The organism is Actinomadura opuntiae (assembly GCF_030283205.1).
GTDB lineage: Bacteria > Actinomycetota > Actinomycetes > Streptosporangiales > Streptosporangiaceae > Spirillospora.
Window position 1 is genome coordinate 449,237 of sequence record NZ_JASNWF010000001.1, and the last position, 25,177, is coordinate 474,413.

Annotated in this window: 31 protein-coding genes and 1 pseudogene; 17 read left to right on the forward strand and 15 right to left on the reverse strand. The window is 71.0% G+C overall.

Features of this window, described 5'->3' with window-relative positions:
• Positions 1 to 173: 173 nt before the first annotated feature.
• Positions 174 to 608 (reverse strand): Hsp20/alpha crystallin family protein, encoded by a 435-nt coding sequence (locus QP089_RS02385; RefSeq protein WP_285909492.1) that lies wholly within the window; start codon positions 606 to 608, stop codon positions 174 to 176.
• 1,080 nt (positions 609 to 1,688) lie between these two features.
• On the opposite strand from QP089_RS02385, the gene QP089_RS02390 reads away from it, so the two are divergent.
• The gene (locus QP089_RS02390; RefSeq protein ID WP_285909494.1) at positions 1,689 to 2,108 is read left to right on the forward strand and encodes a hypothetical protein; all 420 of its coding nucleotides are present in this window, start codon (positions 1,689 to 1,691) and stop codon (positions 2,106 to 2,108) included.
• Positions 2,109 to 2,914: 806 nt separating this feature from the next.
• Positions 2,915 to 3,175 carry a MerR family transcriptional regulator gene (locus QP089_RS02395; protein ID WP_285909711.1) on the forward strand — a complete coding sequence of 87 codons (261 nt, stop codon included), beginning with the start codon at positions 2,915 to 2,917 and terminating at the stop codon, positions 3,173 to 3,175.
• Positions 3,176 to 3,337: 162 nt separating this feature from the next.
• Here QP089_RS02395 and QP089_RS02400 read toward each other — a convergent pair whose 3' ends face one another.
• From QP089_RS02400 to QP089_RS02415, 4 genes are all read right to left on the reverse strand, one after another.
• Complete coding sequence (locus tag QP089_RS02400; RefSeq protein ID WP_285909495.1) at positions 3,338 to 3,868, reverse strand: general stress protein; 531 nt, start codon at positions 3,866 to 3,868, stop codon at positions 3,338 to 3,340.
• Positions 3,869 to 3,962: 94 nt separating this feature from the next.
• The gene (locus QP089_RS02405) at positions 3,963 to 4,373 is read right to left on the reverse strand and encodes a hypothetical protein (protein ID WP_285909496.1); all 411 of its coding nucleotides are present in this window, start codon (positions 4,371 to 4,373) and stop codon (positions 3,963 to 3,965) included.
• A 63-nt stretch (positions 4,374 to 4,436) separates the two neighbouring features.
• Positions 4,437 to 5,285: a proteasome activator gene (locus QP089_RS48685; protein WP_353070432.1), complete on the reverse strand. Its 849-nt coding sequence runs from the start codon at positions 5,283 to 5,285 to the stop codon at positions 4,437 to 4,439.
• Between the two features lie 350 nt (positions 5,286 to 5,635).
• Positions 5,636 to 6,088, reverse strand: a complete 453-nt coding sequence (locus tag QP089_RS02415) for an Hsp20/alpha crystallin family protein (RefSeq protein ID WP_285909712.1) — start codon at positions 6,086 to 6,088, stop codon at positions 5,636 to 5,638.
• Between the two features lie 284 nt (positions 6,089 to 6,372).
• On the opposite strand from QP089_RS02415, the gene QP089_RS02420 reads away from it, so the two are divergent.
• Positions 6,373 to 6,681: a hypothetical protein gene (locus QP089_RS02420; RefSeq protein ID WP_285909498.1), complete on the forward strand. Its 309-nt coding sequence runs from the start codon at positions 6,373 to 6,375 to the stop codon at positions 6,679 to 6,681.
• Between the two features lie 39 nt (positions 6,682 to 6,720).
• Here the strand turns inward: QP089_RS02420 and QP089_RS02425 are convergent, their stop codons facing one another.
• The 3 genes from QP089_RS02425 to QP089_RS02435 form a co-directional block, all read right to left on the reverse strand.
• Complete coding sequence (locus tag QP089_RS02425) at positions 6,721 to 7,044, reverse strand: IS110 family transposase (protein WP_285909499.1); 324 nt, start codon at positions 7,042 to 7,044, stop codon at positions 6,721 to 6,723.
• A 202-nt stretch (positions 7,045 to 7,246) separates the two neighbouring features.
• Positions 7,247 to 7,456 (reverse strand): hypothetical protein, encoded by a 210-nt coding sequence (locus tag QP089_RS02430; protein WP_285909500.1) that lies wholly within the window; start codon positions 7,454 to 7,456, stop codon positions 7,247 to 7,249.
• Positions 7,453 to 8,022, reverse strand: coding sequence for a hypothetical protein (locus QP089_RS02435; RefSeq protein WP_285909501.1), 570 nt, complete (start codon positions 8,020 to 8,022; stop codon positions 7,453 to 7,455). The genes QP089_RS02430 and QP089_RS02435 overlap by 4 nt, the downstream gene beginning before the upstream one ends.
• Positions 8,023 to 8,362: 340 nt before the next feature.
• Between QP089_RS02435 and QP089_RS02440 the strand changes: the two genes are divergently transcribed.
• From QP089_RS02440 to QP089_RS02455, 4 genes are all read left to right on the forward strand, one after another.
• The gene (locus QP089_RS02440) at positions 8,363 to 8,722 is read left to right on the forward strand and encodes a hypothetical protein (RefSeq protein ID WP_285909502.1); all 360 of its coding nucleotides are present in this window, start codon (positions 8,363 to 8,365) and stop codon (positions 8,720 to 8,722) included.
• 380 nt (positions 8,723 to 9,102) lie between these two features.
• Entirely contained in the window at positions 9,103 to 10,614 is a 1,512-nt protein-coding gene (locus tag QP089_RS02445; RefSeq protein WP_285909504.1) for a hypothetical protein, read from the forward strand.
• 168 nt (positions 10,615 to 10,782) lie between these two features.
• Complete coding sequence (locus QP089_RS02450; RefSeq protein ID WP_285909506.1) at positions 10,783 to 11,007, forward strand: hypothetical protein; 225 nt, start codon at positions 10,783 to 10,785, stop codon at positions 11,005 to 11,007.
• A 160-nt stretch (positions 11,008 to 11,167) separates the two neighbouring features.
• On the forward strand, positions 11,168 to 11,494 hold the full coding sequence (locus QP089_RS02455) for a hypothetical protein (protein WP_285909508.1): 327 nt from the start codon (positions 11,168 to 11,170) through the stop codon (positions 11,492 to 11,494).
• A gap of 127 nt (positions 11,495 to 11,621) precedes the next feature.
• Here the strand turns inward: QP089_RS02455 and QP089_RS48690 are convergent.
• A pseudogene (locus tag QP089_RS48690) lies at positions 11,622 to 11,765 on the reverse strand (DUF397 domain-containing protein); the annotation flags it as partial.
• A 42-nt stretch (positions 11,766 to 11,807) separates the two neighbouring features.
• Positions 11,808 to 12,194 (reverse strand): hypothetical protein, encoded by a 387-nt coding sequence (locus QP089_RS02460; protein WP_285909509.1) that lies wholly within the window; start codon positions 12,192 to 12,194, stop codon positions 11,808 to 11,810.
• Between QP089_RS02460 and QP089_RS02465 the strand changes: the two genes are divergently transcribed.
• The 7 genes from QP089_RS02465 (at position 12,193) to QP089_RS02500 (ending at position 16,683) form a co-directional block, all read left to right on the forward strand.
• A complete protein-coding gene (locus QP089_RS02465) occupies positions 12,193 to 12,543 on the forward strand; it encodes an MFS transporter (RefSeq protein ID WP_285909511.1) in 351 nt (116 codons plus the stop codon). The genes QP089_RS02460 and QP089_RS02465 overlap by 2 nt on opposite strands.
• Positions 12,544 to 12,642: 99 nt before the next feature.
• Complete coding sequence (locus QP089_RS02470; protein ID WP_285909512.1) at positions 12,643 to 12,843, forward strand: hypothetical protein; 201 nt, start codon at positions 12,643 to 12,645, stop codon at positions 12,841 to 12,843.
• Between the two features lie 145 nt (positions 12,844 to 12,988).
• Positions 12,989 to 13,348 carry a hypothetical protein gene (locus tag QP089_RS02475; protein ID WP_285909514.1) on the forward strand — a complete coding sequence of 120 codons (360 nt, stop codon included), beginning with the start codon at positions 12,989 to 12,991 and terminating at the stop codon, positions 13,346 to 13,348.
• Complete coding sequence (locus tag QP089_RS02480; protein ID WP_285909721.1) at positions 13,338 to 13,877, forward strand: hypothetical protein; 540 nt, start codon at positions 13,338 to 13,340, stop codon at positions 13,875 to 13,877. Before QP089_RS02475 ends, QP089_RS02480 begins: the two co-directional genes overlap by 11 nt.
• Positions 13,878 to 14,832: 955 nt before the next feature.
• Positions 14,833 to 15,636, forward strand: a complete 804-nt coding sequence (locus QP089_RS02490; RefSeq protein WP_285909515.1) for an AcrVA2 family anti-CRISPR protein — start codon at positions 14,833 to 14,835, stop codon at positions 15,634 to 15,636.
• Positions 15,637 to 15,696: 60 nt separating this feature from the next.
• Positions 15,697 to 15,885: a hypothetical protein gene (locus QP089_RS02495; RefSeq protein ID WP_285909516.1), complete on the forward strand. Its 189-nt coding sequence runs from the start codon at positions 15,697 to 15,699 to the stop codon at positions 15,883 to 15,885.
• A gap of 150 nt (positions 15,886 to 16,035) precedes the next feature.
• Positions 16,036 to 16,683, forward strand: a complete 648-nt coding sequence (locus QP089_RS02500) for a hypothetical protein (RefSeq protein WP_285909518.1) — start codon at positions 16,036 to 16,038, stop codon at positions 16,681 to 16,683.
• A 697-nt stretch (positions 16,684 to 17,380) separates the two neighbouring features.
• On the opposite strand, the gene QP089_RS02505 is transcribed toward QP089_RS02500, so the two are convergent.
• The 3 genes from QP089_RS02505 to QP089_RS02515 form a co-directional block, all read right to left on the reverse strand.
• Positions 17,381 to 17,770, reverse strand: a complete 390-nt coding sequence (locus tag QP089_RS02505) for a PIN domain-containing protein (protein WP_285909519.1) — start codon at positions 17,768 to 17,770, stop codon at positions 17,381 to 17,383.
• The gene (locus tag QP089_RS02510; RefSeq protein WP_285909520.1) at positions 17,767 to 18,060 is read right to left on the reverse strand and encodes a hypothetical protein; all 294 of its coding nucleotides are present in this window, start codon (positions 18,058 to 18,060) and stop codon (positions 17,767 to 17,769) included. Before QP089_RS02510 ends, QP089_RS02505 begins: the two co-directional genes overlap by 4 nt.
• A gap of 290 nt (positions 18,061 to 18,350) precedes the next feature.
• A complete protein-coding gene (locus tag QP089_RS02515; protein WP_285909521.1) occupies positions 18,351 to 18,806 on the reverse strand; it encodes a helix-turn-helix domain-containing protein in 456 nt (151 codons plus the stop codon).
• A gap of 736 nt (positions 18,807 to 19,542) precedes the next feature.
• On the opposite strand from QP089_RS02515, the gene QP089_RS02520 reads away from it, so the two are divergent.
• Both QP089_RS02520 and QP089_RS02525 read left to right on the forward strand, forming a co-directional pair.
• Positions 19,543 to 20,922, forward strand: coding sequence for a pentapeptide repeat-containing protein (locus QP089_RS02520; protein ID WP_285909523.1), 1,380 nt, complete (start codon positions 19,543 to 19,545; stop codon positions 20,920 to 20,922).
• A 182-nt stretch (positions 20,923 to 21,104) separates the two neighbouring features.
• Positions 21,105 to 21,506 carry a hypothetical protein gene (locus QP089_RS02525; protein ID WP_285909524.1) on the forward strand — a complete coding sequence of 134 codons (402 nt, stop codon included), beginning with the start codon at positions 21,105 to 21,107 and terminating at the stop codon, positions 21,504 to 21,506.
• Between the two features lie 89 nt (positions 21,507 to 21,595).
• Here QP089_RS02525 and QP089_RS02530 read toward each other — a convergent pair whose 3' ends face one another.
• Positions 21,596 to 22,999 carry a hypothetical protein gene (locus QP089_RS02530; protein ID WP_285909525.1) on the reverse strand — a complete coding sequence of 468 codons (1,404 nt, stop codon included), beginning with the start codon at positions 22,997 to 22,999 and terminating at the stop codon, positions 21,596 to 21,598.
• A 342-nt stretch (positions 23,000 to 23,341) separates the two neighbouring features.
• Between QP089_RS02530 and QP089_RS02535 the strand changes: the two genes are divergently transcribed.
• Positions 23,342 to 23,701: an STAS domain-containing protein gene (locus tag QP089_RS02535; RefSeq protein ID WP_285909526.1), complete on the forward strand. Its 360-nt coding sequence runs from the start codon at positions 23,342 to 23,344 to the stop codon at positions 23,699 to 23,701.
• Between the two features lie 558 nt (positions 23,702 to 24,259).
• Here the strand turns inward: QP089_RS02535 and QP089_RS02540 are convergent.
• Positions 24,260 to 25,159, reverse strand: a complete 900-nt coding sequence (locus tag QP089_RS02540) for a hypothetical protein (protein ID WP_285909527.1) — start codon at positions 25,157 to 25,159, stop codon at positions 24,260 to 24,262.
• Positions 25,160 to 25,177: the final 18 nt, after the last annotated feature.

Genomic DNA, 25,177 nt, shown 5'->3' on the forward strand with positions numbered 1-25,177 from the left:
CGGGGCCGCGTCTGGCGGGCTGTCGCCGGGTCTCCCGATCCGAAACCGGTAGCGGCTCTGCCCGGCAGGCGCCGGGTAGAGCCGCCGGTGCGGAGCCGCTAGTGCGGTGCCGTTGCGATGACAGCCCGTCCCTTGGGGCGGATCTGTGACTGGGCGGCCGTTCCGGTTCGCCGTCAGTTGCCGATCGCCTTCTGGGCCTGGACGGCGATCTTGCGGGGCTTGGCCTGCTCCAGGACCGGGATGCGGACGGCCAGGACGCCGTTGTTGTAGGCGGCCTCGATCGCTTCGGCGTCCAGGTGCTCCGACAGGTACACCCGCCGGGTGAAGGTGCCCATCGTCCGCTCGCGGACGAAGACGCGCTCACCCTCACCGAACTCCTCCTCGCGCCGGGCGCTGACGGTCAGCACGCCGCGGTCCACGGTGACCTCGATCGAGCCGGGGTCGATCCCGGGCAGGTCGAACCGCAGCACGACGTCGTCGGCGCGGCGGATCCCGTCCATCGCCATGCCCGCGCCCTCGCCGCGGCCGCTCAGGCCGGCCTGCCGGACCGCGCGGTCGAACTGCCGCTCGAACTCCTGCACGAACGGGTCGATCGACGTCAGCAGCATCGCTCGCTCACCTCCGATGAACCCCCGGGGCCTCCATGCCCGGGACTGTCTCTACCTGGCAGGAAGGAACCTGCAACTGAAATTATAGATACCATGCCGCCGTGTTCGTCAACCATCGGCTCTGCAGCGGGACGCGCCCGGCCGGTGGGCAGCGCGTCCAGCCAGGTCACCCTGTTCCTGTCGGCAGCGTGGGTGCGTTTGGAGAGCTGAGCCGACGGTGACGAACGGGCGCCCCCGGTGACGTCGCCGCGAATGCTCCCGGCGCGGTCGCGCGTGTTCCCGGTGCATCCTTGACATCTTCCTGCAGCTGTGGGTATAGAGAAGTTGTTTCGGTCGTTGACCTGGTGACGCTGGTAGAGGTTCCGGGGAGTGATCGACGTGCAGGGCATGGCCCCGACGCAGCTGCCGCGGCGGGTCGGCTGCGAGTTCGCGGAGCTGATCTGCGCCGACGATCAGTGGCTGCGCGAGGAGTTCGACGCGCTGATCGCGGCGAGTTATGGCGCGCCGCCCGCACGGTCCGGGCCGCCCGCCCCCGCGAACACTCCGCCCACCGGGCGGCCGTGGAGATATCGGGTGCCGCAGGCCTCTGGCCGCCTCTCGGGCAGGGGCCCGGCCATCGCCCCCGGCGGGCCCGGGCGCCAGCGCGCACCTCCGCTCGCCTCCGCCGCCGTGCTTCCCCCGGCCCCTTGGACCGGTGGCCGCCGCCGCGGCCTGAAGGCCCGGCTTCCCGCGACGCCCGGCCACGACGCACCCGCCGACGGCTCACCCGGCCCCAGGGGTCTGGGGATCAACTCTCACAGCACGACACCGACCCCTCAGACGCGGCGCAGCCGACCCGGAGGGGTCGGACCTCAAGCCCAGCACCAGATCGGCGACGGAGAGGAGGAACGGCAGGCAGGAAGAGTCTCGCTCAGCATCAGCGCATCGAGCCAGGCCGGCGAGTGCCTCCCTCAGTTCCGTTGCCGGCCTGGCCGCTGCCGCACCCGACTGCTGCCGCATCGGACCTTGGCCGCATCTGACCTCGGCGCGATCGCGCCACCGGATCGGCCACGCCGGTTCACATCGGGGGAGGTGACCGCCGTGCTGCCCAGCACCCAGCTCATCATGCGCAAGACCCGCACCGCCGCCGACTACGTCCACACCCACAGCCCCAACCCGCTCACCCGCCGCCGCGCCGCGGTCGTCCTGCGCCATCTGGCCACCGTGCACGCCGCCGTGCACGCCGCCGTGCACGCCGACGCCTCTGCCGGCTCGATCGGGGACATGGGGCCGCACCGCCCCGAGTCGGTCGAACCGGCGGCCCTGCGGGGCCTGCTGGCGGCGGTGGCCGAATGCGCGGGCAGTAGCTGGCTGCGCGCCAATTCCCATGACCCTGACATCGGCCGCCTGGCCGCCCTGCTGGACGCCCCCCACCTGGTGCCCGGTGACCCGGCCGAACTCGACGAGCTGCTGGCCACGGTGCTGTGGGCCAGCCACGGCCCCCAGCCGGAGCCGAGCTGAGAAGCCCGCCGCGCCCCCCCCGCCGGGGCCGCCGCCGGGCTCGCTGGAGCCGGAGCGGTCGCGGTCAGCACAGGGAAGCAGACGATGTGATCTACGAAACTCTGTAGTGATCGAGGTAGATTTTCGGTGTGGCGGCGGGTACTGTTCCTGTCATCGAACAGAGACGAGTCCGTGACAAGCGGCAGAGGACGAACTGCCGGAACAGATGGATGACACCGGCCGGGCGTACCGGGGCCAACGCAGTGCAAGGGGCTCCGGCAGCCGGCTGGCCCGGCGGCCGAGAGTCCGCCGGGAGTGACACACGGCAGCGAATCGCTGCTCGCAGGGAAACACGCAGTACCGAGAAACGCAGTACCGAGAATTCCAGTACCGGACACGCGGTACTGAAACACGCAGTACAGGTAGTGATGTCGAGGAGAGGAGGGTTCGGCGCCATCGGGATCGCCCGCAGCAGGCTCGAAGTCACGCCGCGCGGGTACCGCAGTTCCACGGATTGGACGGTGGTCTACGGTCACGCATCCGCGATCCCCGCGTCCCCGGCCCCATCTGGGCGGCCGCCGCGGAAGACCGGCTCATGGCGTCCTGTAGATGGTGTTGTACCTCTGGGCCCCCGGTGCCGCAGTCTGGCACCGGGGGCCCTGTCGTCGTTACTGCCATCCCACGGCAGTACGGAAGGTCCAGTGAAGGCAACCACTCCGGCCCGTGCCGGTGAACGACACGACCAGCAGCACCAGAGCACGACCGGGCAGGACCCCGACGGCGGGCTGCAGGACAAGCTCGGCGACGAGGACTACCCCGCCTACAGCATGGGCCGCGCCGCCGAGATGCTCGGCGTCACCCCGGCGTTCCTGCGCAGCCTCGACACCGCCCGCCTGATCGTCCCGCAACGCTCGCCCGGCGGGCACCGCCGCTACTCCCGCTACCAGCTCCGCCTGGCGCAACGCGCCCGCGACCTGGTCGACCAGGGCACCCCGCTCGAGGCGGCCTGCCGCATCATCATCCTGGAAGACCAGCTCGCCGAAGCCCAGCGCATCAACGCCCGGCTCCGGCAAGACCGCAACCCCTGACCGCACATCCTGGACAGGTCCCGGCACCGGCCGCCACCTCACCCCCCTGCCAGGCCGGTAACCGGCGAGAGCCGTCTGCCCGGCCCTGGGGGGAGTGGGCCAAGGCAGACGGCGGCCCGTGGCCCGGCCGGCACCGACCGCGCGGGAGCCGCGACACAGCGCTCAGCTCGTGCGCCAGCCGTGCTTGATCAGCAGGTTCCTGGCGTCGTCGGCGACGTCGGGTTCGGTGACGATGTCGTAGCGGGCGGCGACCAGGTCGCGGCGGGAGACGAAGTCGCGGCGGCCGCGGCTGCCGGCGTAGGCGACCAGAGCGAACACCGCGCCGAACAGCGCGCCGTAGACGGCGCCGCCCACCGCCAGCAGCACCGGATTGGCGCCGGAGCCGAACAGTCCCAGCAGCAGACTGACCAGCAGCCCGAACCAGGCGCCGCTACCGGCGCCGCCGGCGGCGGCGCGCGCCCAGGTCAGCCGCGCCACGATCGTCTCCACCGTGCGCAGGTCCGACCCGATGATCGCGGACTTGGCGACCGGGAAGTCCTGATCGGCCAGAAAGTCCATGGCCCGCTGCGCCTTGTCGTAGGTGGGATAGGAGCCCACCACCACCTGCCCATCGACAAGCGGCGGCACGGCGGGCGAGGAGCCGCAGGGCGAGGTCGCGCTGGACGGCCCGGCGACGGTCGAGGTGTGGGACATCGTGGTTCTCCTTCCAGGTTCTGTAGCCCGCAAATCAGGGGCGGGCGGCGCGTCCAGAGGCAGGGCAATCCGAAGATCAGGGCAAGCCAAAAGGTCAGGGGGATCCGGCGATCAGGGCAGGCCAGGGGGCGGGAGGGGCGGCGGCGGTGCCGGTGAGCCAGGCGACGACGCCGCCGTGCCCCGCGCGGGCCGCGGTGCGGGTGGGCCACCCCCACCGCTGCACCGTCACCGGGTGCTCACCAGGTCCGTAGCCGCCCGCCACGGTCCGGTAGATCAGCGGCGGCCGCTGGCGGGGATCGGTGACGACTCCCAGCCAGAACGTGGCCACCACGACCCGGTGCGCGCCCGCCAGCCGGACGCCCGGCACCTGGGCCGGCCAGGAACCATCGGCGGTCAGCTCGTGCAACGCCAGCTGCGCGTACTCGGGCCGGGCCCCCAGCCGCTGCCAGACGCGCCGGGTGATCGGGCGCCCGTGCCGGTCGTAGTAGCGGACCAGCATCATCATCACCTCCTCCCCGTCTTCACCGCGGTCTCGTCTTCACCCCGCGCGCGGTCCTCTGCCGCCGCCTTACAGGTACGGTCCGGCGCCATGACCGGCAGCGGGACCGGCAGCGGGACCGGCAGCGGGACCGGCAGCGGGACCGGCAGCGGGGCGGGCGGCTGCGCCGCCGGGCTGGTCCGCGGTGGGCGGGACCGCCGCCAGCGGGCTCTGCCGTCCGGCGATCAGCCCTTCCATCCAGCCGTGCAGCTGAGCGTGGGCGATCCGCAGCTCCGCCACGGTGGGTGCGCCGGGCCCCAGCGGGGCGTGCAGGACCCGCAGCTCAGCCCGCAGCTCCGCGCCCACCAGGCCGCCCAACTCCTCCACGGCACGCTGGTAGGCCACCGCGAGCTGAACCCGCACCGCCTCCCCGGTCTGCTGCGAGCTCATCTGGCGCAACTCCTGCAGCGCCATCGCCACCAACGCATCGATCCGCGTCAGCTTGGTGGGCCTCCTGGCTCGCCGACCACACCGGCAACGGCACCCTGGCGTCCTCGGCCATGACCGGTTCACCCCCCACCTCCATGCACGCCCCGGCCAGCCGCCGGGCCTGCCGCCGGGTCTGGCGGCGGGCCCGCCGGTCGAGTGCGGCTGCAGGGGCTGTTCGTCGGTCCGTCCCACCGGCGGCCTCGGTCGGCTCGGGCCGGTGCCACGGCTCGCGCCAGGGCTGCAGGGGCCGCTGCCACAGCGGGCGCAGCGGCCGGGTGTCGACCTCGCCGTCGGCGTGGCCGGGGACCGCGTGCGCCAGCCGCGTGACCGCCACCAGATGCCCCTCACGCAAGACCGCCCCCGCCGCCTGCACACCGGGCAGGAACGATCCCGGGGGAGCGCCCGGAGACGGCACCGGCGCCAACACCGCCACCACACCACCGGCCACACCAGCTGTCACGGCACCGGCCCGCTCGCCGACGGGCAGGGCGTGAGACGGCGGCGACGCCGGCTTTGCCTGCCGGGATGGGGCAGTGCTCCTCCGGGAGGCGGGCGTAAGCAAGTTGATCACCTCCGCCAAGACGCATCGATTCCGGTCCATCCCGCCGGTTCCGGCACACCCCCGAACTCCCGCACCGGCTCCCGCCGGCGAGCGGATGGAACGGGAGCGGGCCGGACCGGCACGGTCCGGCAGGTGACCGAAACGATCGGCGTCCACCCGGACCGCGCCGGGGAGCGAAACCCGGCCGACAGCCCGCGGCGCCGCCAAACAGACGGCGCCGCCCGGGCTCCGCCGGCAATCAGCCGGTGATGGCCTTGGCCTCGCCCTGCGCGACCTCGATCTTGCGGGGCTTGGCCTTGGCCAGCACCGGGATCCGGACCGCCAGCACACCGTTGTCGTAGGCGGCCTCGACGTGCTCGGTGTCCAGGTGCTCACTCAGGTACACCCGGCGGGTGAAGGTCCCCATCGGACGCTCCCGCACGAACACCCGCGTGTCCTGGCCGTAGTCCTCGGTGCGGCTGGCCGACACCGACAGCACGCCCCGGTCGACGGTGATCTCGATGGAGTCGGGGTCGATGCCCGGCACGTCGAACCGCAGCAGCACGTCGCCCTCGCGCCGGATGCCGTCCATGGGCACCCCAGCCCCGGCCAGGCCGGTGGCGGTGCGCAGCCGGTCGAACTGCCGCTCGACCTCATCGAACAGGTTGTCCAGCGGGGTCAGCATGGTCACCACCTCCTCGTCAGATCCCACTTCCAACGATCACCATCTTACCTCCCCACAGACAGAGAACTTCAAACTCAAGTTGAGAGTTTGTTGCTGCGGAAGGTACAGCGAGGAGGCGGCAGGCGAAACGTCCTTGGCCCGGCGGCCCTCCGCCGCGGACATGAGGTCTGGACCAGTAGGGGCGATCACCGCACACGAACAGCCACACCACCGGCCCGCTCGCCGGCGACCCGACCTCCGAGACGGTTTGCGCGGGCGACTCCACGATTATCGCTCTTAGTAGTTAATCGACTCTTGGGGGTGATGAAGTGATGCGTCGTGCCACCGTCCTGATCGCCGCCGCGCTCGCCACAACCGCGACCCCAGCCGCCGTCTCTGCCGCCCAGGCCGCCCAGGTCCGCCCCGGGCAGGCCCGCGTCGAGACGGTCACCTGCGAGCACCTGTACCCCGCCGAGCACCACACGCTGCGCGGCACCCACTGCTCGGGCCGGCCGAGCAGACCCGGGAGCGCTCCTTCCGGGCCGCCTCCCCCAAAGACGTGGCGCACCTGGATCTGCGCGAACGGCAAGATTCTCCATCACCGGCTCCTCGCCCACGCCTGCCACCGGGAGGGCCACTGACCTCGCGGGCCAGAGGGCCCGGGAAGACCGGCTGGGCGGTCAAACCCCAGCATCCCCGGCGCTCCGGGGCCGTTCGTCACCGCCCCCGTCGGACACGTGGCCTTGCCGCACGTAGCCGGAGGCGATCAGGGCCTGCACCCACGAGCCGCGGTCGGTCTCGATCCCGACCACGACCTCGGCGGCGTCAAGGTTTCCGCCGCCGTGCCTGGCGACGAGCTCGTGCAGCTTGGCGATCCCCTCCACACCCTCGGACACCCTCGCGGCGGCCAGTTTCCGGCCGGCCTCGTCCTGGACCTCGACATCATGGTGGTCTTCGGCCCAGTCATCGCCGGTCAGCAGCAACTCGTCCTCCTGGTCAGGCACTTCGCTCCTTGCAGCCTGCGAAAGGCACGGCACGCGGCCTTCACACCTCGATCGGCGGGCACGCCCCCCCCATCAACGGTCTGGCCTCCCGGCCGGCAAGCAGGGGCACGGTCTGACCACAGAAGTCGGACGCTTCCGGCGGCGAGAGTGCTCACCTGCTGGCGGCTACGGCTACCCAGTCTCTACGACCCGGCAGCTCCCATTAGGCGGCGTGGTCGCGGGCCCGGTAGCGCGCTTCCAGCTCTGCCCCAGGGGCTGCGTCTGCGGCCGGATCATCAGGGACGTTCAGGTCGACGGCGATCGCCTTGAGGTCGCCATAGCGGGGGTCGTCCGGGGTGATCCGCTCGGCGCCGTGCCCAGCGGCGTGAGGCATCAGCACGTCGACGCCGTTGCGGTCGATGACCGGGATCACTTGGGGCCCACCTCCAGACCGAGCTGGTACCTATAGTACGCCCACACCATCTCCATGGCCTCGCTGTTCCCTCCGAGCAGGCGGGTCAGGCGGCGCAGTTCTCCGGTGGCCAGATGTGCGTAGGCCTCTGCCCAAAGCTCAGCTGGATCTCGGTAGCGGGGATGCAGGACCAGCGGGCTGCATCGCCACATGATCGTCTGCCAATCCGGCCGGGCGGACATCTCGTCCATCGCGTCGAACACGTGTCCCAGCTCATGCTGGTCGACGAGGCTGACGCTCAAGTGGTCGCCGGTGCCTACCACCATGGTGCGGCCGACGACCGCGGCCGGCTCGTGATCCCACAGAATCGACGAGCCTTCCTGCACGAACTGCCCCCGCAAGAACCACAGGCTGTCCAGATCCGGCACCGCTCCTTCGCCCAGCCAGAGGCCGTCCAGCCAGGTCGCCAGGCGTGAGGCGAGGTGTACCGGCAGACCCGCGATCCGGTCGATCGCGTGGATCAGGCTCGCCGGCGGCAGCCCTTGCTCAGGGTCCCACTGGCGGCGGAGGACGGTCTTCTCGACCACGCCGCAGTTTCGGCGTCCGTCACTCGGAACGGGATGCGCGTCGGGGGCGTGGGGCGGAGTCCACTGAGGAGGGGAAGGCATTAGGGCTCATCTTCCCAGACCATGGCCGCGCTCTCAGCCACCAGCGGTCTTCGCCACCAGCTCGTCGGGAAGTTCCTTGTTGCGGTCAAGAGTGCTGGCCTGCCGGCCGTGGAGACGATGCCGGCTGCTGTCGCTCAGAGGTCCTTCTTGCAGGTCCGAGCACGAAACGACGCGAGCTGTGGGAGTGGCACCTGGCCTCCGACCTGCCCGGTGGCGTCCCGCCCTGGAAATTTACCTCGGCGGCGCTGAGGGCCGGCCGGTGACTCCGGCCGACCCCAGCCCCGTCGTGCTGGCCGCACCCGCCCCCGACAGCGCCCGCGTCTGCGACCCGCGGTGCCTGCTGCGCGCCGAGGAGGTGTCGGTGCTGCTCACCGAGACCTGGTGGGTGAGCGATCCCTCCGCGGACCAGCAGGAGGAGGGCGTCCCGCTCTGCCGCGGCCGCCCGCACCAGGTGCACTGCCCGACATGCGACGCCCGCCGCGGCGTCGTCTTGCGGCTGCTGCCGGGCGCGCAGGAGGTCACCGCCCGCTGCCCGGCCGGCCACAGCTACCAGACCGACGTGCCCGTCACCGCGTTCCTGCGGATGGCCCCCTCCCCCGAACCCCTCGACCCCTGCTAGGTAGGCCCGCGCCCAGACCTGGGGAGCATCCGTCCGCGCAGGCAGACGCTGACGACGCCGGAGCCGGCGCCGGGCGCGGGCGGGCGCCCCATCTCACCAAGGAATCCGCCCTCGCCAAGGAGTCACGTCCTCGCGGCCCCGAGCACGCCTCCGCCGGCGCGCAGGTCCGGTCGGCGGCCCGGTGCCGGTGGGCTGCTTGCCCCGCCCGGCCCGGGGCGGCAGGCTGAAGGGGGAGCGCGGATCGAGCGCGGATCGAGCGCGGTGCGGGTGATGCGGTGATGAGCGGTGAGCGCGTGTTTCGGCTGCAGTGCGGCAGATGCGGTATGGAGGTCCTGGGGGCTCCGGCGGCCGTGACCTGCGATGCCCGCGCTCGAGGCTGGATGGTCACGGCCACCGCCTACCGCGACGGGCGCCCCGACGGCCACCAGGGTCTGTGCCCGGCCGACGCCGCCGACGGCTACGCCGCGTGGGCGGCGGAGCTGGGCGGCCCCGCGCAGGCATGGGCCGCGGCACGCCGCCGCGCCGCCGAGTTGCTGGCCCTGGACCGGCAGGAGGCCGTGCGGCGGCGCCGGCGCCCTGGCCGGCAGGCGCCGCCCGAGCATCTGGCGCAGGTCGCGGCCCTGACCGCGCTCGCGGTCCATCACGCCGCATGGCTGACCGGTGTTCCGCCGCGGGCCGTCGGCCCCATCGACCCCCTCGCCGAGATCAGCCCGACCGACGCCAGCCCGACCGACCCGTTCGGGGGGATCAGCAGCCCCGTGTGGCGGCTGGCGGATCTGTCGCTGGGCACCCTCCCCGCCGCCCTGGCCGATGTCCTCGGCACCGAGCACCGGCATCTGCGGCAGGTGCTGCTGGACGAGCAGGATCCCCATCCCGTGGGGGCGTTGTGGGGCTGGTGGCGGGTGGTGGTGCACCGGGTCCTGAACGGCCTGGAGCGGGTGCAGGACCCGGTCGTGGTCACCGAGCCGCCGCCCGGCACGATCGAGCATGAGGCGTGGTCGCGGGCGTTCGCGCTCGCCGACGCCTACCCCCTCGGCGACCAGACGGACCCGAACCGGATCGACACCTTCGCCGGCGCGCAAGTAGTGGCGCTGCTGCTGGCCGTGCAAGCACACGAGCAGCAGCGCCGGCCTGGCGATGTGCCGTTGGACGGCATCGCGTTCCTCCTGGACCTGCCCGCCTCGGCCAGGCTGGAGCACTATCTGGAGATCATGGGCGCCTCCCGGTACCTGCCGGCGCTGCACGCGATACGTTCCCGGCGCCCGGCCCAGTGCCGCGCCGAGCACGACCTCCCCTACGGCCAGGTCGCCGCCCGCCGCAACGCCCGCAGCGACGCTCTGGACATCGTGTCCGCGGGGATCCTCGCCCAGCGCGGCGGTGTCCAGCTCGGCGACCACGTCACGGTCCTGGACCAGCAGTTCCAAGACGTCCACGGGCCCGCGGGGAGCTGGGAGGGCACCGTCACCGGCGCGCAGATCCAGTTCCCCGGCCGGAGCCAGGACACCACCACGGACGCCAGGTTCCTGCTGTACGTCCGCCCCGACCACAGCGGCCCGGAGACGATCGCCTCGGAGATCGACGTGGTCGTCCACCCGACCCAGGATCCGCGGCGCGCGGCGACCAGCCTGCACCGCACCGCCCACGTCCGCCTCGAAACGGTCAAACACAGCTCGCATTACCTCACCGCCGGGATGCCGCGCTACCTGCAGCGGCTGCAAACCCTCCGCCACGAACACGCCGACGCGATCATCGAACTTCTCACCCGCCTGCTGCCCGGCCCCGCAGCCACCCCAGCCCACCACAACGACGCCGGCGACGACGAAGCCGACGCCGTCGCCCCCGAGCAGATCACCGAGATCCAGCTGGCCCTGGACCAGCTCCTCGACCAGTGACCCAAGGGGGCGGCCGCGGGGACGGGCCGCCGCCGGCTCGCGCATCCTGATCGTGACGGGGTGATGTAGCAGGCGAACGGAAAGTCCGCTGGGAAGCGTCGAGCGGGCTGGTCTGGCGGGACTGGTCGTTCCAGAGCTACCGGGCTGTGATTCCGGGACGATGTGGGCATGTCTGCGGAGACTCTGATCTTTGGTGCGCTGAAGTCGGTGGGGGTGGTGCAGCGGGAGGGCTTCACCATGCCGACCTTCGATCCGGAGACCGGTCGGCCGACCGGGTCGGTCGGTGTCGGTGAGGTCGCGGCCGAGCTGATCCAGTGGCTGGATCTATGTCGCGTGCACGCCGCGACCGGCTGCGCCGAGTGCACCCCGAAGGACGCCGCGGACCGATCATGAGCGAGAGTGATCGCCGTGCAGCGCGGCAGCTGGCCGGACGGGCCCACGAGGTGGGTCGGGTGTCGGGGCGTGAGCCGCTGAGGGAGGCCCTTGAACGGCTCACCGGTGGCCGGCTCGGGCGCCGCGGCGGACGGCCGACGGTGCCGCAGTTGGACACCCCGTGGCAGGACACCGTCTCGCCCGAGCGCGCCCGGTGGCGGAGCGGGCCGCGAATCTGGACGGTGAAGAGGTCTTCGCGGTCGACTACCGGGTGTGCCCGCCCTGTGGACTGGGGTGGGTAGAGCAGCCCTACACCGAACCGCGGTTTCAGCGGTGCGGGCTGGCGGCGGCCGGGCTCGCGGCGCTGAGGGCGGAGCATCCCGGGCTGTCGTGGCACACCCTGGGCGGGCACTTGCGCGACTCGATGGCGTTCTGGGCAGCGGTCGGCGCCGATGTCCCCGGCGGATACCAGCAGCGCCCTGTCTGCCCGCACGTCGACGCAGGGTGACCGCTGCTGTCGATGGGCGGGGTGATACCGATGGACGCGGGCCGGCCCCGTCTGGCGTGCGGCGTGGGTTGGTGGCGTGGGGCAGCGGCGTGGATAAGAGGTCGCCTCGCCCGGTCTTGGCCTGGTGGAGCAGGCTGCTCATCTGCTGGGCGGTGAGCACCAGGGCGGCGCCGCCGGGGTTCTTGGAGTCGCGCACAGCCGCTTGGTCGCCGAGGTCGGCGACCGCGACCTGCGGGTGCACTCCCGCGAGCCAGAGCCGCATGAGCTGCATCGCCTGTACGCCGCGGCGGACGTGGCGAAACCAGGGCGATCGTCAGCCGCGGCCGACAGCGAACCGGGCGGGCTGGCTACGGTGATCGCCATGGGCTTCTACACCCCCGCGGGCCAGGAACTGTCCACGGCCGTCTGGGCGGCGCTGGACGTGGCCGGGCTCAAGGGCCTGGAGACCGGGAAGGAGCCGCGGCACCCGGAGGGCTTCGGGGACGGCGGCTTCCGGCTGCGCGGCCACGGCGACAAGGTCGAGGTCTTCTACGCGGTGGACGAGTTCCTCGACGAGGAACCGGGGCGCCACCCGATCGCGGCGGTGATGATCGGCGTGATCGCCGCGGTCCTCACCGCGAACGGCTTCGCTCACCATCCACCGCGCCGGGTGGACCAGATGCCTGGGCGCCGCGGCGCTCGCGCTCGGGCCGGCGGCCATGGGTGCGGGCCTGCCGCTGCCGGGCGTGATCGGTGGGGTGCTGCTGGGCGCGTTCATGGCCGGTCCCGCCGCCAACACCCAGCAGAGCATCATCCAGATCAAGATCCCCCGCCATCTCCTGGGACGCGTCCAAGCCAACGCGTTGCTGGTTGAGAGCGTCCCCGTCCCCCTGGCCTATCTCCTGGTGGGCACCGCCGCCGACCACGTCGGCGCCCAGCACGTCATCGGCGTCTGCGCGCTCGTCATGGCCGTCGCGGCACTCGCGCCGCTGGCGCTGCGGCAGGTACGGGGCCTGGACCTGGATCCAGAGGCGCCAACCGTCCCTGAAGTCGCCGCCATCGCCACATGAACACGGATCGACCGGCCTTCGCGCACCAGTGCAATTCGGCAACGCCCTCCCGGGTGCTGCCGCAGACCAGGAGACTTCACTTGCTACTGGAAGTACCGGATGCGGGTCGGGTTCCGCGACGCCGACGACCGGCTCGTGGGCCCGGTGTACAAGGACGGCGCCATCGAGGGCGTCACGTTCGAGCGGCGGACCAAGTTCATCCGGCCCTTGACCGTCCGGGAGGACCTGCCGCCCAAGCCCGGAACGACGGTGTACCGGGTCCCTCGAAACGTTCAACGGCAGAGAAGCTCCAGCCGGTGAGCAGCGGAAACGACCCCCTCAACTAGACGAGTCCCGCCGGAGAAGAACTATCCATATGGATAGTTCTTCTCCGGCGGGAGATACGGAGGAGAGCGTGACCTACAAGTGCTTGGTGTGCGACCGGCCGCTGGACCCTCTTCACCGCGTGAGGTACACGGTGAAGAGCATCGGGCCCGACCACAGCTTCGAGTTCTGCTCGAGAGCGTGCCTGGATCCGTGGATGGCCCGCGACCAAGACCAGATGCAGGCGCGGCGCGTGTCGGCGTGCGCGCAGGGATACCACCGCCCTCCCGGGTGGCCCGGCCACGCCCGGTGGAGCAGGGATCCCGACGATCACTACGGCGACGCGCGCCTGTGGGAGTGCACCAAGGGCTGCGGCCATCAGCATCGGTCGGCCGGCTACGGCATCGGCAAGGCGATCTACGACCACCTCGGGCCCACCGAGCACGCGCGGTGGCTCGCCGGACAGCGACACGAGTCCAAGGAGAAGACCGATGGCAGTTGAGGTGCACGGCGGCGATGAGAACGACCACGCCGACCGCACAGAGACCTTCACCCGGGCGGCGGCGGTCACCGCGGCGCTCTGGCAGATGGGGATCGCGCTGGGGCAGTCCGCCTCCGCTGCCGTCCTGGTGCAGGGCATCGCTTCCAGCACCGCCGCCGGATCCGACAACCCCGCGCTGCTCGCCGAGGTCGCCGGCCGGTCAGGGCGTACCGGGGCGGTCCCGGGCACGCGCGCGAACCTTCCGTACGCGGGGCTCACCGCCACCGAGATCGCCGACCGGCTCGAACACCTCGGCCCCGGCGCCCACATGGTCGCCGCGGCCGCGATGCTGGAGAACGCAGCCGCGACGTTCGACTCCCCCGAGCTGGCGTTCCCCCTGCAGGAGTTCCTCATAGCGCGGGGCGCGCTGGAGGATGCCGAGCGCAGGGGCCACGACACCACGATGAGCTGGGAGACCCTCCGCATCGCCGCCGCGCGGCTGGCAGCCGTGGTCCGCACGCACGGCGACGCCCCGGTCAGCTACTCCTAACCGGCAATCCCGCAACAGCGCACGAGTTGCCGTCCGCCCGCTGCCCAGCATGGATAACGTCGCCGACCACGCGATGCCCCGCGTCGCGCTCCCCGCGTCCGCCCGGTTACGCCCAGCCCGTCCGGTGCGCGACCCACGCGATGGCTGCGCGCGCGGCCCGCGCCTGGTGGGCTCGCAGGTGCGGCACGCCGGGCGGGTCCGGCAGCCGCGACGTCCGCGCCCAGTAGCCGGCGAAGCCGCGGCGTACCCGGTCACCATCTCCGGCCCCGCGCCCGCCTCCTGCAGCGCCGCGGCGAGCGCGCCGGTGACGGCGTCCTCGGCCGCCGCCGGAGTGTGCCCGGCCAGGATCAGGTGCGGGATGAGGTCAGCGACGTCGATCCACGCCGCGCCCCGCACGGGCTGCCCCCAGTCGACCAGCACCACCCCGCCGGCTTCTCCGGCGCCGGTGATGAGGAGGTTGCTGCGGTTGATGTCGCCGTGCAGGAGGGTGGCGGCTCCCTCCATCCGTCTACGATGCCGGGATCGATGCCGATCGCCGGGCCGTGCCCGCCAAATACGCCACCAGCGCGGCGACACAATCGCCAGCGCCCACTGCCAGCGCCCACTGCCAGCGCCCACTGCTCGCTCCCTCCCGGCTCCCCTTCGGCGCCAAGACACACCGGTTCGCGCGTGATTAGGATGCGCCCCATGCCCCCTACGAAGGGACCCTCGCCGCTCCCCGTGGATGTAACGCCACCCGCCGAGGAAGTCACCGCGCACCTGAAGATCGCGATCATTTCCGTCGGCCAACGCTGCGGCGACTCGGCGTGCGACCCTAACGGCACGAGCCCGCGGGCCGGCGGCGGCGTCCATGGGGTGGACGCCGCCGCAGCCGTCCGCGCCGCTCACGCGGCGCGTCCCGGCCAGGGCGCCCGCACTGACCTATGTCCAGGGATCTTCTTTCAAGGAATCTTCGATGGCACTGACGCCTGAGCACGAACGCATCGCCCGCGAAGCGTTCGCCCACGCCGACGCCCTCACCGGGGAGGTCGAGCGCGCCTTCCCCCGGGCGTGGGAGCTGATGGACCACATGCGCACCAACCCGCCGATGCAGTGGCCCGACTGGTGCCTGCTGCCCATGGGCGCCGCCGATGTCGTCACCGGCCGGAACCCGGCCGGTGCGAAATCGCACACCATCGCCCAAGTGAGCGCCTTGTACAACTGGCGGTTCGCGCGCTCGGTCTGGATCTTCGAGCCCGCCCTGATGTCCAGGTTCCTCACCCAGGTCCCCGACACCATCACGCTCGACGACCTCACCACGCTTCCCGAGTGGTGCGTCTTCATCGCCGGCAGCCACCCCGAGTACCCCGGCAGTGGCCTGTGGGCGCACCTTGAGTACGACACCAACACCGGTCGCCCCGAGCTACGCCTCCTCCTCGACCTCGGGGAGACGCCGCTGCCGATCCCGGTCTATCTCGACCGCGGCTCGGTCACCGAAGCGCTCGCCGACTACCGTGCCACCGTGCAGGCGTCCATCGGCCGCACCGGGGCAAATGTGCACGGTGGCTCCCTCGACGCCAGTGTCGCGCGGCTGGCCAAGGGAATCGACGCCTATCTCGGGATCCTGGCCTACCTCGCGCGTCCAGAAGCCGACATCGTCCACGCCTCCAGGGGCGGCGCACGACCGGTCAAGCCGCGTCGCCCCAAACGCGACCGTGATATCTGGCTGGTCGGCTACACCGGTACGGCCACCAACGCCTACTGTGCAACTAGCGCGTGACCACGGACGTTCACCGCGCTGGCCGAGCCGGCGCCGCCCGACAACGACGCCGCCCAACTCGTGCGGCTGTTCACCGAGACCAGCGAGACCGAGACGGCCGAACTCTTCCAGCTCGCGGGGTACGACTGCTCCTACGCGCCGGCCTTGGCCTTCGGGCGGCGGAGCCTGGCGCCACCCGGAGGCGCTGATCTGGTTCGCCGTCTCCTCGACGATAACGGCATCACCAACGATGATCCCGAGGACGAGTAGCCGCCCACAGGCCCGCTGGTCAGTCCTGCTCCGCGGCGTCGGCGGGGCGCCGACCTCGTCCCGCACCTGATCCTGGCCGGGCGCACACCCGCCGCCGCGGAGCAGGCCTTCGCCGGGGCGCTCGCGGCGACTGGCGTCTCCCCCGAGGCCATGACGAGCTACGCGGTGGCGTTCGCCGGCGCCGACGTTAGACTCCTGGCCGTGGCCGGAACCGAAAGTCCGCTGTGGACAGAGGACGTCCTCGTCGTCACGCGCAACATCGCTATTTATGGGTACGAGAACAAGAGCGGCGAGAAAATCGGCACGCTCCGGCGGGCCGCCGGCAGTTCGCGATACGAGCTCAGCGACAAGGCCGGCACCCTTTGTACAGTCGGCCTCCGCGCCGACGGCAGGACCGTGGAACTGACGGTCGAACACGGTGACCGGCGGATCGGGTCCATTACGGCCGAGAGCCGCCGGTTCGGCCGCAACCGTGGGGCGTTGACCGTCGAGGGGCAGGTCATCGGACGGTTCAGCGCGCAGACGCAGATCTACCCGATCACCGCCGATGACGGAGAAGACATCGGCCTGGTCACTAGGTCTGCAGGTGGCGACTTGATCGGCGACATCCATGAAGCCGCCGAACGGGTGCGCGAAGCACGCCGGACCGGACACCTTTCCGGTCCCAGCACAACGGTCGGGATCAACTCCTCCCGGCCATCTTTGCGCCTGACGCGAATGCCTGTGTCTGAGTCGTTGACGGCGCTGATGGTGCTGGTGCCGATCGCCATCGATCAAGCGTTTCATGAATTGGACTGAGTGATCTGCTGCGCCGTCGAGGCGATCCCCGCCGCCAAGCACCAAGTCACCGTCGTACAGAACCACCTGTCGGCGTACGGCTACACCCCTCTGTCAGACCGCTAACCTGATGACCTGGACCGGGGTCTCCTCGGGGAGCTCGCAGACTCTGGGCCCTCCCCTCGGGTCCACGCGACCAGATGAAAGGTAGCTGTGAGTAGTCAGCGTAGCTGACTGCTGTGAAGTGCAGGGGCTCAGGAGGCGGGGCCGAGTGCGGCGGATACCTCGGCCGTGGTGGCGGCCGATGGTTTGAAGTAGCGGCGGGCGTGCTGTTCCGTTTATTTCTTTCGGGTGATCTCCCGCAGAGGCGGCGGACACCCCCTCATCCTGATCGTGTACGCCGGTGTCAACGGCCCAGTCAGTAGCTTGTCCCCGCTGACGGCCAGATAGTTGGAACTCTCGTGGCCGGTTGGCATTCCATGGCCGCCGTCACGCCGGGATGGGCGCCCCGCGGCGGTGCCAAGGGGGACTCGCCCGAGGCCTCCGGTTGCCTGAAAACGAGCATCGGTGGCCTTCGCCGACCTCGGTCCCGCTTCCAGAGCCTTCGAGTACCCGCACAGATTGGTGCCGTGTCGCCCGGATCGAAACCAGACAGTGCTTCGGCCCTTTGGCGGCGCGCACCCCCGGGCGAACGCGAAGGGCGCGTGCGGGGCGTGGATCACCGGTCGGGTCGGGTTATCGGAAGCAGGGGGACTCCGAAGCCCCGGTAGTCCTCTGGCTGTGCGGTGGCGATCTCCCAGCCGGTCAGCAGCGCCACCGTCACCGCGTGCAGAACGGGCCACCCCTCGGCGGGCCAGAGCCGGGCGGCCATCCGGCCGGTCTCGTCGGCGGCGACCCGGTCCAGTGCCGGGACCTCGACGGCGGCGAGCTGGGCCAGATGAACCGACATCTCGGGGCGCTGCCTCACCGCTGTCGCCAGGCACACCGCCGGCACCGACACCACGAAGTAGGGGTCGGTGTGCGCGGCGTGTACCAATCCCGACAGCGCCCGGTGGCCCCGCCCCAATGCCAGGACGGCATGGTGATCGAAAACGATGCCATCGTTCACGCGGCCGACGCCGCCCGGCGAGCCGCGGCCCGCGCCTTGACCCCGGCGAGCATCTCCTGACCTTCGGCGAGCTCGGCGTCGGTGAGCTCCTGGCCGCCCAGCAGGTGCTCGGCCAGATAGGCGCGAGCATGCTCGGCATCGCGCTCACGCGCGACTCGCGCCGCCAGCGTCTCGGAGATCAGAGCCGACAGCGACGGCGCCTTGCCCGCCGCGACCAGGTCACGCGCGGCCGCCAGAACGTCGGCGGGAACGGTCGCTGAGATTGCCTCGGTCCGCGATGCCTCACCCATGACCGATCATGCTATCGGATGCTATGGCATCGCGCACCGCCGTACGCCGGCCTGCGGCCTTCGTACCGACGCCCCCTTTGACTGCCGACTGTCTTCGGCGAGACCACGGACAGCGGCTCCAGCCCCTGCGGCGTTCTTGTAGTAGAGGCCCCTCATCAGCGCGGCGGGCGGCACCGAGTCGGCACCGAGTCGGCGCTGGACGACTTCATCGCCGGTTTCGATGCGCCGTCCGGCGAAGGAGAACAGGTCGTCAACGGCTGAGCGCGGCCACGCCACCGGCCCGTTTGATATCAGCGGGGCTCTCTGGCCGTTGACACTCTGGTTTTGAAGACGCTGTTCAGAAAGTCCTCGACTGGCGGCGGTTCGGGGCCGGCCCACCGTCGGTGGACGAGCACGAGCAGCCGATGCCGCACCGTCCAAAGATGCCGCAGGAGATGCTGTTCTTCCGCCAGGAGCAGGTCCACCTCGTCAGCGGCACGCCCGGTGACGGGCCGGTCCGCCGGCAGTGTCGGCCAGAGCGGGACCCCGGTGCTGTGTTCGAGAAGCGCCAGCGTCCGAAGATCGGGCCACTTGTCGCCTTTCAGTAAGTTGGCGATCGTCTGCCGGTTGACACCGGACTCCTTACCGAGCCGCTTCAGGCTGCATCCGTTCTCGGTCATCCAGAAGACCAGCCGCCGTGCGACCTCCTGAGCGACCGCGGCCGGGTGGTCCCCGGCCGCTGCACCATCGGGCCAGTCGCCGGTCACCAACTCCCGCGGAGCCAGCGAACGCGAGTTTCCAGGCGCCATGAGTTCAGGGTCTCCGATCTCCGAGGAGTCCACTTGACCGGGCGGACCTCCGAACGGCGCCTTGGACGACTCATGAAGGCGCCATGGTTCGCTGTCGTACGGAGCCGTCGTCCTGGGGCCGCACCGAGAATCGTGGGCCAGCGGTGGCGGAGTCCACCCGACACGCCAGGCAGAGCGATCCCGGTCCGACCATCGCAGCCGCTCCAGGCCAGATCCTTCTGTCAACGGGCGGGCCCGCCGCCTGGGGTCCTTCGTCGTCACCGGAGACGATCCGCAGCGCGTCGACGAGCGCGCGGACGCGCTGGCGCGCGGCATCCACGCCGCCGTCACCGTCGGCGTCGCCGACACCGCAGCGGGCAGGGCAGGGCGGGGCGGGTCAGGTCAGCGCGGACACCACCGCGACCATCTCCTGATAGGAGCGGGTCACCGCGTCGGGGTGGCCGAGCCGGAACCGTTCCAGACGCAGCGCCCCGACATGCCGGGCTTCATAGATCCTGCGAGCGCAGCACCGCGCCCGGGCAGGTGCGGTCCAGTGGCCCGTACCCGTCCCAGAACCCGCGCCGCTCGTCGGCTTTGGGTGGTTCGGAGGTGCGCGCGCCCGGTCCGGGCGGTGCCCCGCGTTCTGGCCGTAGCGTTCAACTAACGATCGCGTGGGTGGACCCGGGCGTTGAGGCGGGTGAATCCGTGGGCGAGCATGGGGCGTCTGAGCGGCATGGGAGAAATAGCGCCGGGTGGCGTGGTAGACCCGGACCGTCCCGATGGGGACAACGACCCGCGGCAGGAACGCGAAGAGGCGGCGGGGTTGTGGCCGATCCGGCGGGCGTTGACGGTCGCGAGCGTTACAGCGATGGCCGGTCTGGTGGTGGCGTTGACGGCCGTGCTGGCGGTGCTGGGGTTTCCGCACCTACAGCAGGTCAGAGCCCTCCCACTCGCTCAGTTGCTGGACGTGCTCAAACTCGTCCTCGGCACTGTTGCTGGTGTCGGCGCGCTGTTCGCCCTGGTGATGGCCTATCGGCGTCAGCGGCTGGCCGAGGTCGCCGACAACCGCGACCACCAACGCGCCCTGCTGGACCACCAACACGCCCTGCTGGAGCAAGAGCGCGCTCTGCTGGACCGGCAGCGCACTCACGACGACCGGACGCGGGTGTTCAACGAACGCTTCAGCGCCGCCGCCGAACAACTCGGTCACCTCGAGCCCGCCATCCGGCTGGCCGGGGTGTACGCCATGGCCGGCCTTGCCGACGACTGGGAAGACGCACGACAGACCTGCATCGAGGTCCTATGCGCCTACCTGCGTCTTCCTCACGACCCCGACCCGGGTGATCAGCCAGCCGAGGGCCAAGACCGCGTTGAGCATGCCCGTATGCGTAAGACGTTCCAGGCGACCCGCGAAGTCCGCCACACCGTGATCCGCATCATCGGCGATCACCTGCGCGACGGTGCCGCCATCTCCTGGCGGGGCCACCACTTGGACTTCACCGGGGTCTGTTTCGACGGAGGTGACTTCAGCGGTGCCACCTTCACCGGCGTCGTCAGCTTCACCGGCGCCGTCTTCACCACAGCGTGCACCGATTTCATGGGCGCGCGGTTCAAGAGCGGTACGGCCGACTTCAGGAACACCCGGTTCGAGAGCGGCACGGTCGACTTCACGCACGCTTGGTTCGAGGGCGGTGTGGTCAGCTTCCGGGCCGCCTGCTTCGAAGGCGGCGCAGTCGACTTCAGGGACGCTCGGTTGGAAAGCGGAAGAGTCGACTTCACGCATGCGCGGTTCGAGGCCGGGATTGTCGACTTTGCGCACACCGAGTACATGGGCGGCAGGATCGCGTTCGAGGGCGCCTGCTTCCAAGGCGGCACCATCAACTTCACGTACGCGCAGTTCATGGGCAGCAACGTCGACTTCACACAAGCGCGGTTCAAGGGCGGCATGGTCGACTTCAATCACGCGCGGTTCGCGCGCGGCGACGTCGACTTCCAGCAGGCTCGGTTTGAAGGTGGGACGCTGGCCTTCGACAGGGCGCTAGGACATCGGCCGTTTGGCCTCCCGGAGGATGTAGTGGCTCCGCGACTGTCTTAAGCCACCGCCCGGCCGTGCGTGTTCGTCGCGGCGGCCCGGCTACCGAGAGCTCTTCAGAAACCCCGGCGGTCGTGTTGAGAAACGACCATCGTTTTCCGACGCGCCTGCCTCGGCCAGCAGCGGCCGGTCTCCGGCAAGGCGGAACCGCAGCGCCCGCCCGGTCCGGTGCCTACCGTGGTGGCATGGCCTATCCACGGTGCTCCGCGCAGATGACCCTCACCGCCGATGAGATCGCCCATCTGGAGGCGCTTCCGGAGGCTGCGCACGAAGTCGAGGCAGAGGTCTTGTGCGAACTGGAGGCCGGGCACCCTGGACCGCATCTGGCACTGGGGCAGGGCTTCCAGCCCGATGGCGAGATCTGGATCCGCTGGACATCCGCCGCCGGCCTTCGTGAACTGACCGCCACCCTGGGCCAGTGCGACGCCGAGCGCCCCGCCGAAGAAGAACTCTGCGAACTTCCCGCCCACCATCCCGGCCGTCACAGCTTCGACCTAGAGGAGGGGCGAGGCCGGACGCCGACCGCACAGTGGCAGGCCCAGATCGAGGCTGCCCTCGCGCGGATCGAGAATGACCAGCCGAGGTGACCAAACGGCGAAGAGGCGGCCTCGGGCCCGGTAGGCCGCGCCCGCTTCCCGGGCCTGCCGGGCCCGAGGCCGCCTTCAGCGGTTCATCGTCAGTCGCGGTTGGCTTCGGGGGCCAGGACGCGGTCGAGGAACTCGCGGCGGGCTTCGGGGTCCAGGGAGCCGTCGGTGAGGGCCATGGTGATGGTGCGTTCGGCGACGCGGCGGGGGATGCCGAGTTCCCGGTCGGCCTCGCCGATGATCCCCTCGATGGTGTGCCCGGCGGCGGCGGGGTCGTGGCGGACCAGCCAGTCGAGCATCCTGGCGACGGGCAGGGCGATACCGAAGTACTGGTAGTTCTCATCGCCGGGAGCGCTGGTGGCGTGGTGCAGGTGCTTGCCGATGGCGAACTCGCGGAGCATCGCCTGCCGGACGGTGGTGGCCAGGTCGGACATCGGGACGATCGCGCGCAGGTCGCCGGCGACGTCCCAGCCGAGGGTCTTGGCCAGCTCGCGGACGGCGGCCGCGGTCCGCCACCGCAGCGCCCACCGCTTGCGGACGACGGGACGCTCCCACAGTTCGGAGAAGAACGTCTCGGTGAACCGCTTCCACAGCTCGGCCGTGCCGGGTGCGAGCGCGACGTCGTCGTAGTCGGCGGCGACCGCTCCGGTCAGGCCCTCGCGGGAGCGGCGTCGCTGTTCGGCCCATTCCTCGGCGACCGGCCGCGCCCAGGCGCTGCGGCCGTTCAGCGTCGCTTGCGGCAGCGGGACGTCGTTCTCCTCCCGGGCGATGTAGGCGCGCAGGGTCGAGGCGGCGATCCCGGCGATCTCGGCCATCTCGGTGATGCCGACCAGTTGGTCGCCGTTGAGCTCGGGGGCGGCGAGGGTGACCACGGCGGCCGCCTGCTCCTGCGGACTGCGCTCGGCCGCCCAGCGGGCGAGCTGGTCGATCCACCGTCCTTGCGCCGGCGGCGGTGTCTCGGCGTCCAGGTCGCCGATCTCCAGCACCCGGGCCTTGTCGGCGTCTCCGCCTTGCTGCAGCAGGTCGGCGGCGGTGACGGTGACGGCCGCGGGGACGGGGCGCCGGTAGTACTCCTCGGCGGCGCCGTCGAAGATCTGGGACGGCCGGTGCCAGGTGGCGCCGTCCCACCAGTAGCCGCCCGCGCGGAACAGCAGCGCGGCGGGTTCCTCGTGCACGTGGATCATGTGCACGCCGGAGGCGTCGGTGTCGCGGTAGAGCACCACCGTGCGGCCGTGCTCGGTGTGCCGGCGCACCACCCAGGCCAGGTCGTGGTTGTGCGGGTCGGTGGTGAAGGCCAGCCAGCCGCCCGGGTCGCACTCGTCCTGGCGGCCCCACATGTCCCCGCCTTCATGGCGGCCGATCGCCTCGATCGCGGCCGGGTCGTCGAGCGGGATGTGCGCGTCGTCGACGAACGGGAGGTCGGGGATGGGGTGGTCGGTGCGCAGTCCGTTCGCGACCGGCCGATAGGTGTACAGCGGCATGAGGGGAACCTCCATCGGAGACGCTGTGACTATCTACAGCGTACCCGCCTTCTTGCTACAGCACACCGAATCCGATCGTGCGGTCTCGGCCAGCACAGACCGCGAGCAGATCGAGGATGACCAGCCGGATCGTGGGTCTCGGTGCGCTGGCCGCTATCCAGCGGCCCGGTGAAGTGGGAGCCTGAGTGGGAACCCCTCGACCCCGGGCCGTCGCCGTGTGCGATGGACCGCATGCCGCGGGTAGGGACTGGCTGGGGAGCCCCAGGAGTCTGTCTTCCAGCGGAGGGTGGCGGGATGACCGTGACGCCGGATGGGGCGTCGGCGGCATCGTCGGCGGCGTCAGAGTCGGAGTCGTCTGTGTCCAAGCTGGGCGCGGGTGTGCAGCGGATCGGGTCGTGGCTGGTGGTCGAGGTGACCGGGGAGTTGGACCTGGCCACCGCCCCGGGGCTGCTCGACCAGGTCGGCCGACTGATCGCGTTGACGACCTCACCGTGCATCGCGCTGGAGATGTCCGGGGTCACCTTCTGCGACTCGTCGGGAATCAACGCGGTGGTCCGGCTGTGGAAGCGCACCAAGGCCGTCGACGGGCAGATCATGGTGCTGTGCCCGCGTCCCCGGCTGGCCGAGCTGCTGACCAGGACCGGCGTGGACACCTGGGTGCCGGTGGCCGACTCGCTTCCTCCGGACGCCGAAGCCGGCCCCGCCGGGCTGAAGTGATCTGACGGGGTCGCTGGGGGCGGTGCTGGCTAGGGCGGGTTGCTCTGGGGCGCGGGATTGGTGAGCAGGTCCAGCAGGCCGCTGACGGGGCCCGGCAGGTCGTCCAGCGGCTGGGTGGGGTGGAGGGTGTAGTGGGTGCGGCGGCCGGTGCGCGTTCGGGTGAGGTAGGCGCCGGTTTCCAGGTCGGTCAGGATACGCTGGACGGCGCGTTCGGTGATGCCGATTCGGTCGGCGATGTCTCGGATGCGGCTGTGACGGCCCCGACGAGCTCGGCGACCTCGCTTTGACCGGCCCGCTCTGGCGGCGTCCCAGATGTCGCCAGCGAGGCGTGCCCGAGCAGGTACTGCACCTGGACGGGGTCGGCGCCGCGCCGTTATCCGACCCTGCAGGGCGCGCCGTGCCGGAGTTATCCCGTCGCGCCCGGACCGAAAGCCGTTCGTCCGCCGGGCGCCGTGTACGTGGCGTGACCTGCGCGAACGCCTCCGCCTTTGGGGCTCAGGACAGCTTCGGGCAGGTGGCTCCGGGGCCTTGGCGGCTGGGTTGATCTCTGGTCGATCTCTATTGGTGTCCTCGCCGTCGTTGCTCAAGCGCCACGAGATCACCGAACAGGCGGTTGTATGCCTCCCCCTCCTCCACCGGGTTCAGCTCGCTGAGCCGGGCTTTGAGGGCGGCGATCCGGTCATCGAGCCGCTCCTGCTCGCCTTCCGGATCATGACCAGGCCGTGCGCCGTCGGTGTGCCCCTCCCGCTGATCGTCGGCGAGGGCGGTGCGCAGGGCGTCTTGACCGATCGCGGCCGTCAGCCACGCACGGAGCACGTCGTCGTCGATACCGGCGCCACGTCCTTGCCCGGCGGCGGCGCGCAGCTCGTCCGCAGCACTGCGATACGCCTGGGCGGCAGCGATCATCCGCCGCCACGCGGCAACCTGATCCAGGCGGACACCGTCGGCGTTCCGCAACGGTGTCAGACCCGCATCGGGCGGGTCGGCGACCGGCGCAAGGCTGGGCGTGCGGCCGTGATTGAGGCGGTCGAGGGCCTGCTCAGCGATCTGGCGGATCTGCTCACGGTGTGGCTGAGCAAGGTTGCGCAAGGCGTCGGCCGCTTCGGTGTCGGCGGGGCCGCTGTCGTGTCGGCCAAGGTCATCCAAACCGGGAAGCTCCCACGCAGGAGCCTGTTCCGCGGGGGGCCTGCAGAGCATCAACCGCGGTCCAGCGCCATCGTCATCGCAGTGCACGGCCAAGACGATGCCGTGCTCGGCGACCAAATCCGCGTTCACCCGCTCGACCAACGCCCGCTCCGATCCGCAACAAGGATCCGACGCCCAGCCCGGTGGCAGCAGACCGTCCAAGATCGTGCACGGATACCACTTGTCCAGCTCCAACAGCAAAAGCCGTTCCTTGAGCCGCAACGCCAGTCCGGCGTCATCGTCGTCGGCGAACGCCAGCGCGGTCCTGACCACAACCGAACCTCCTTGTCC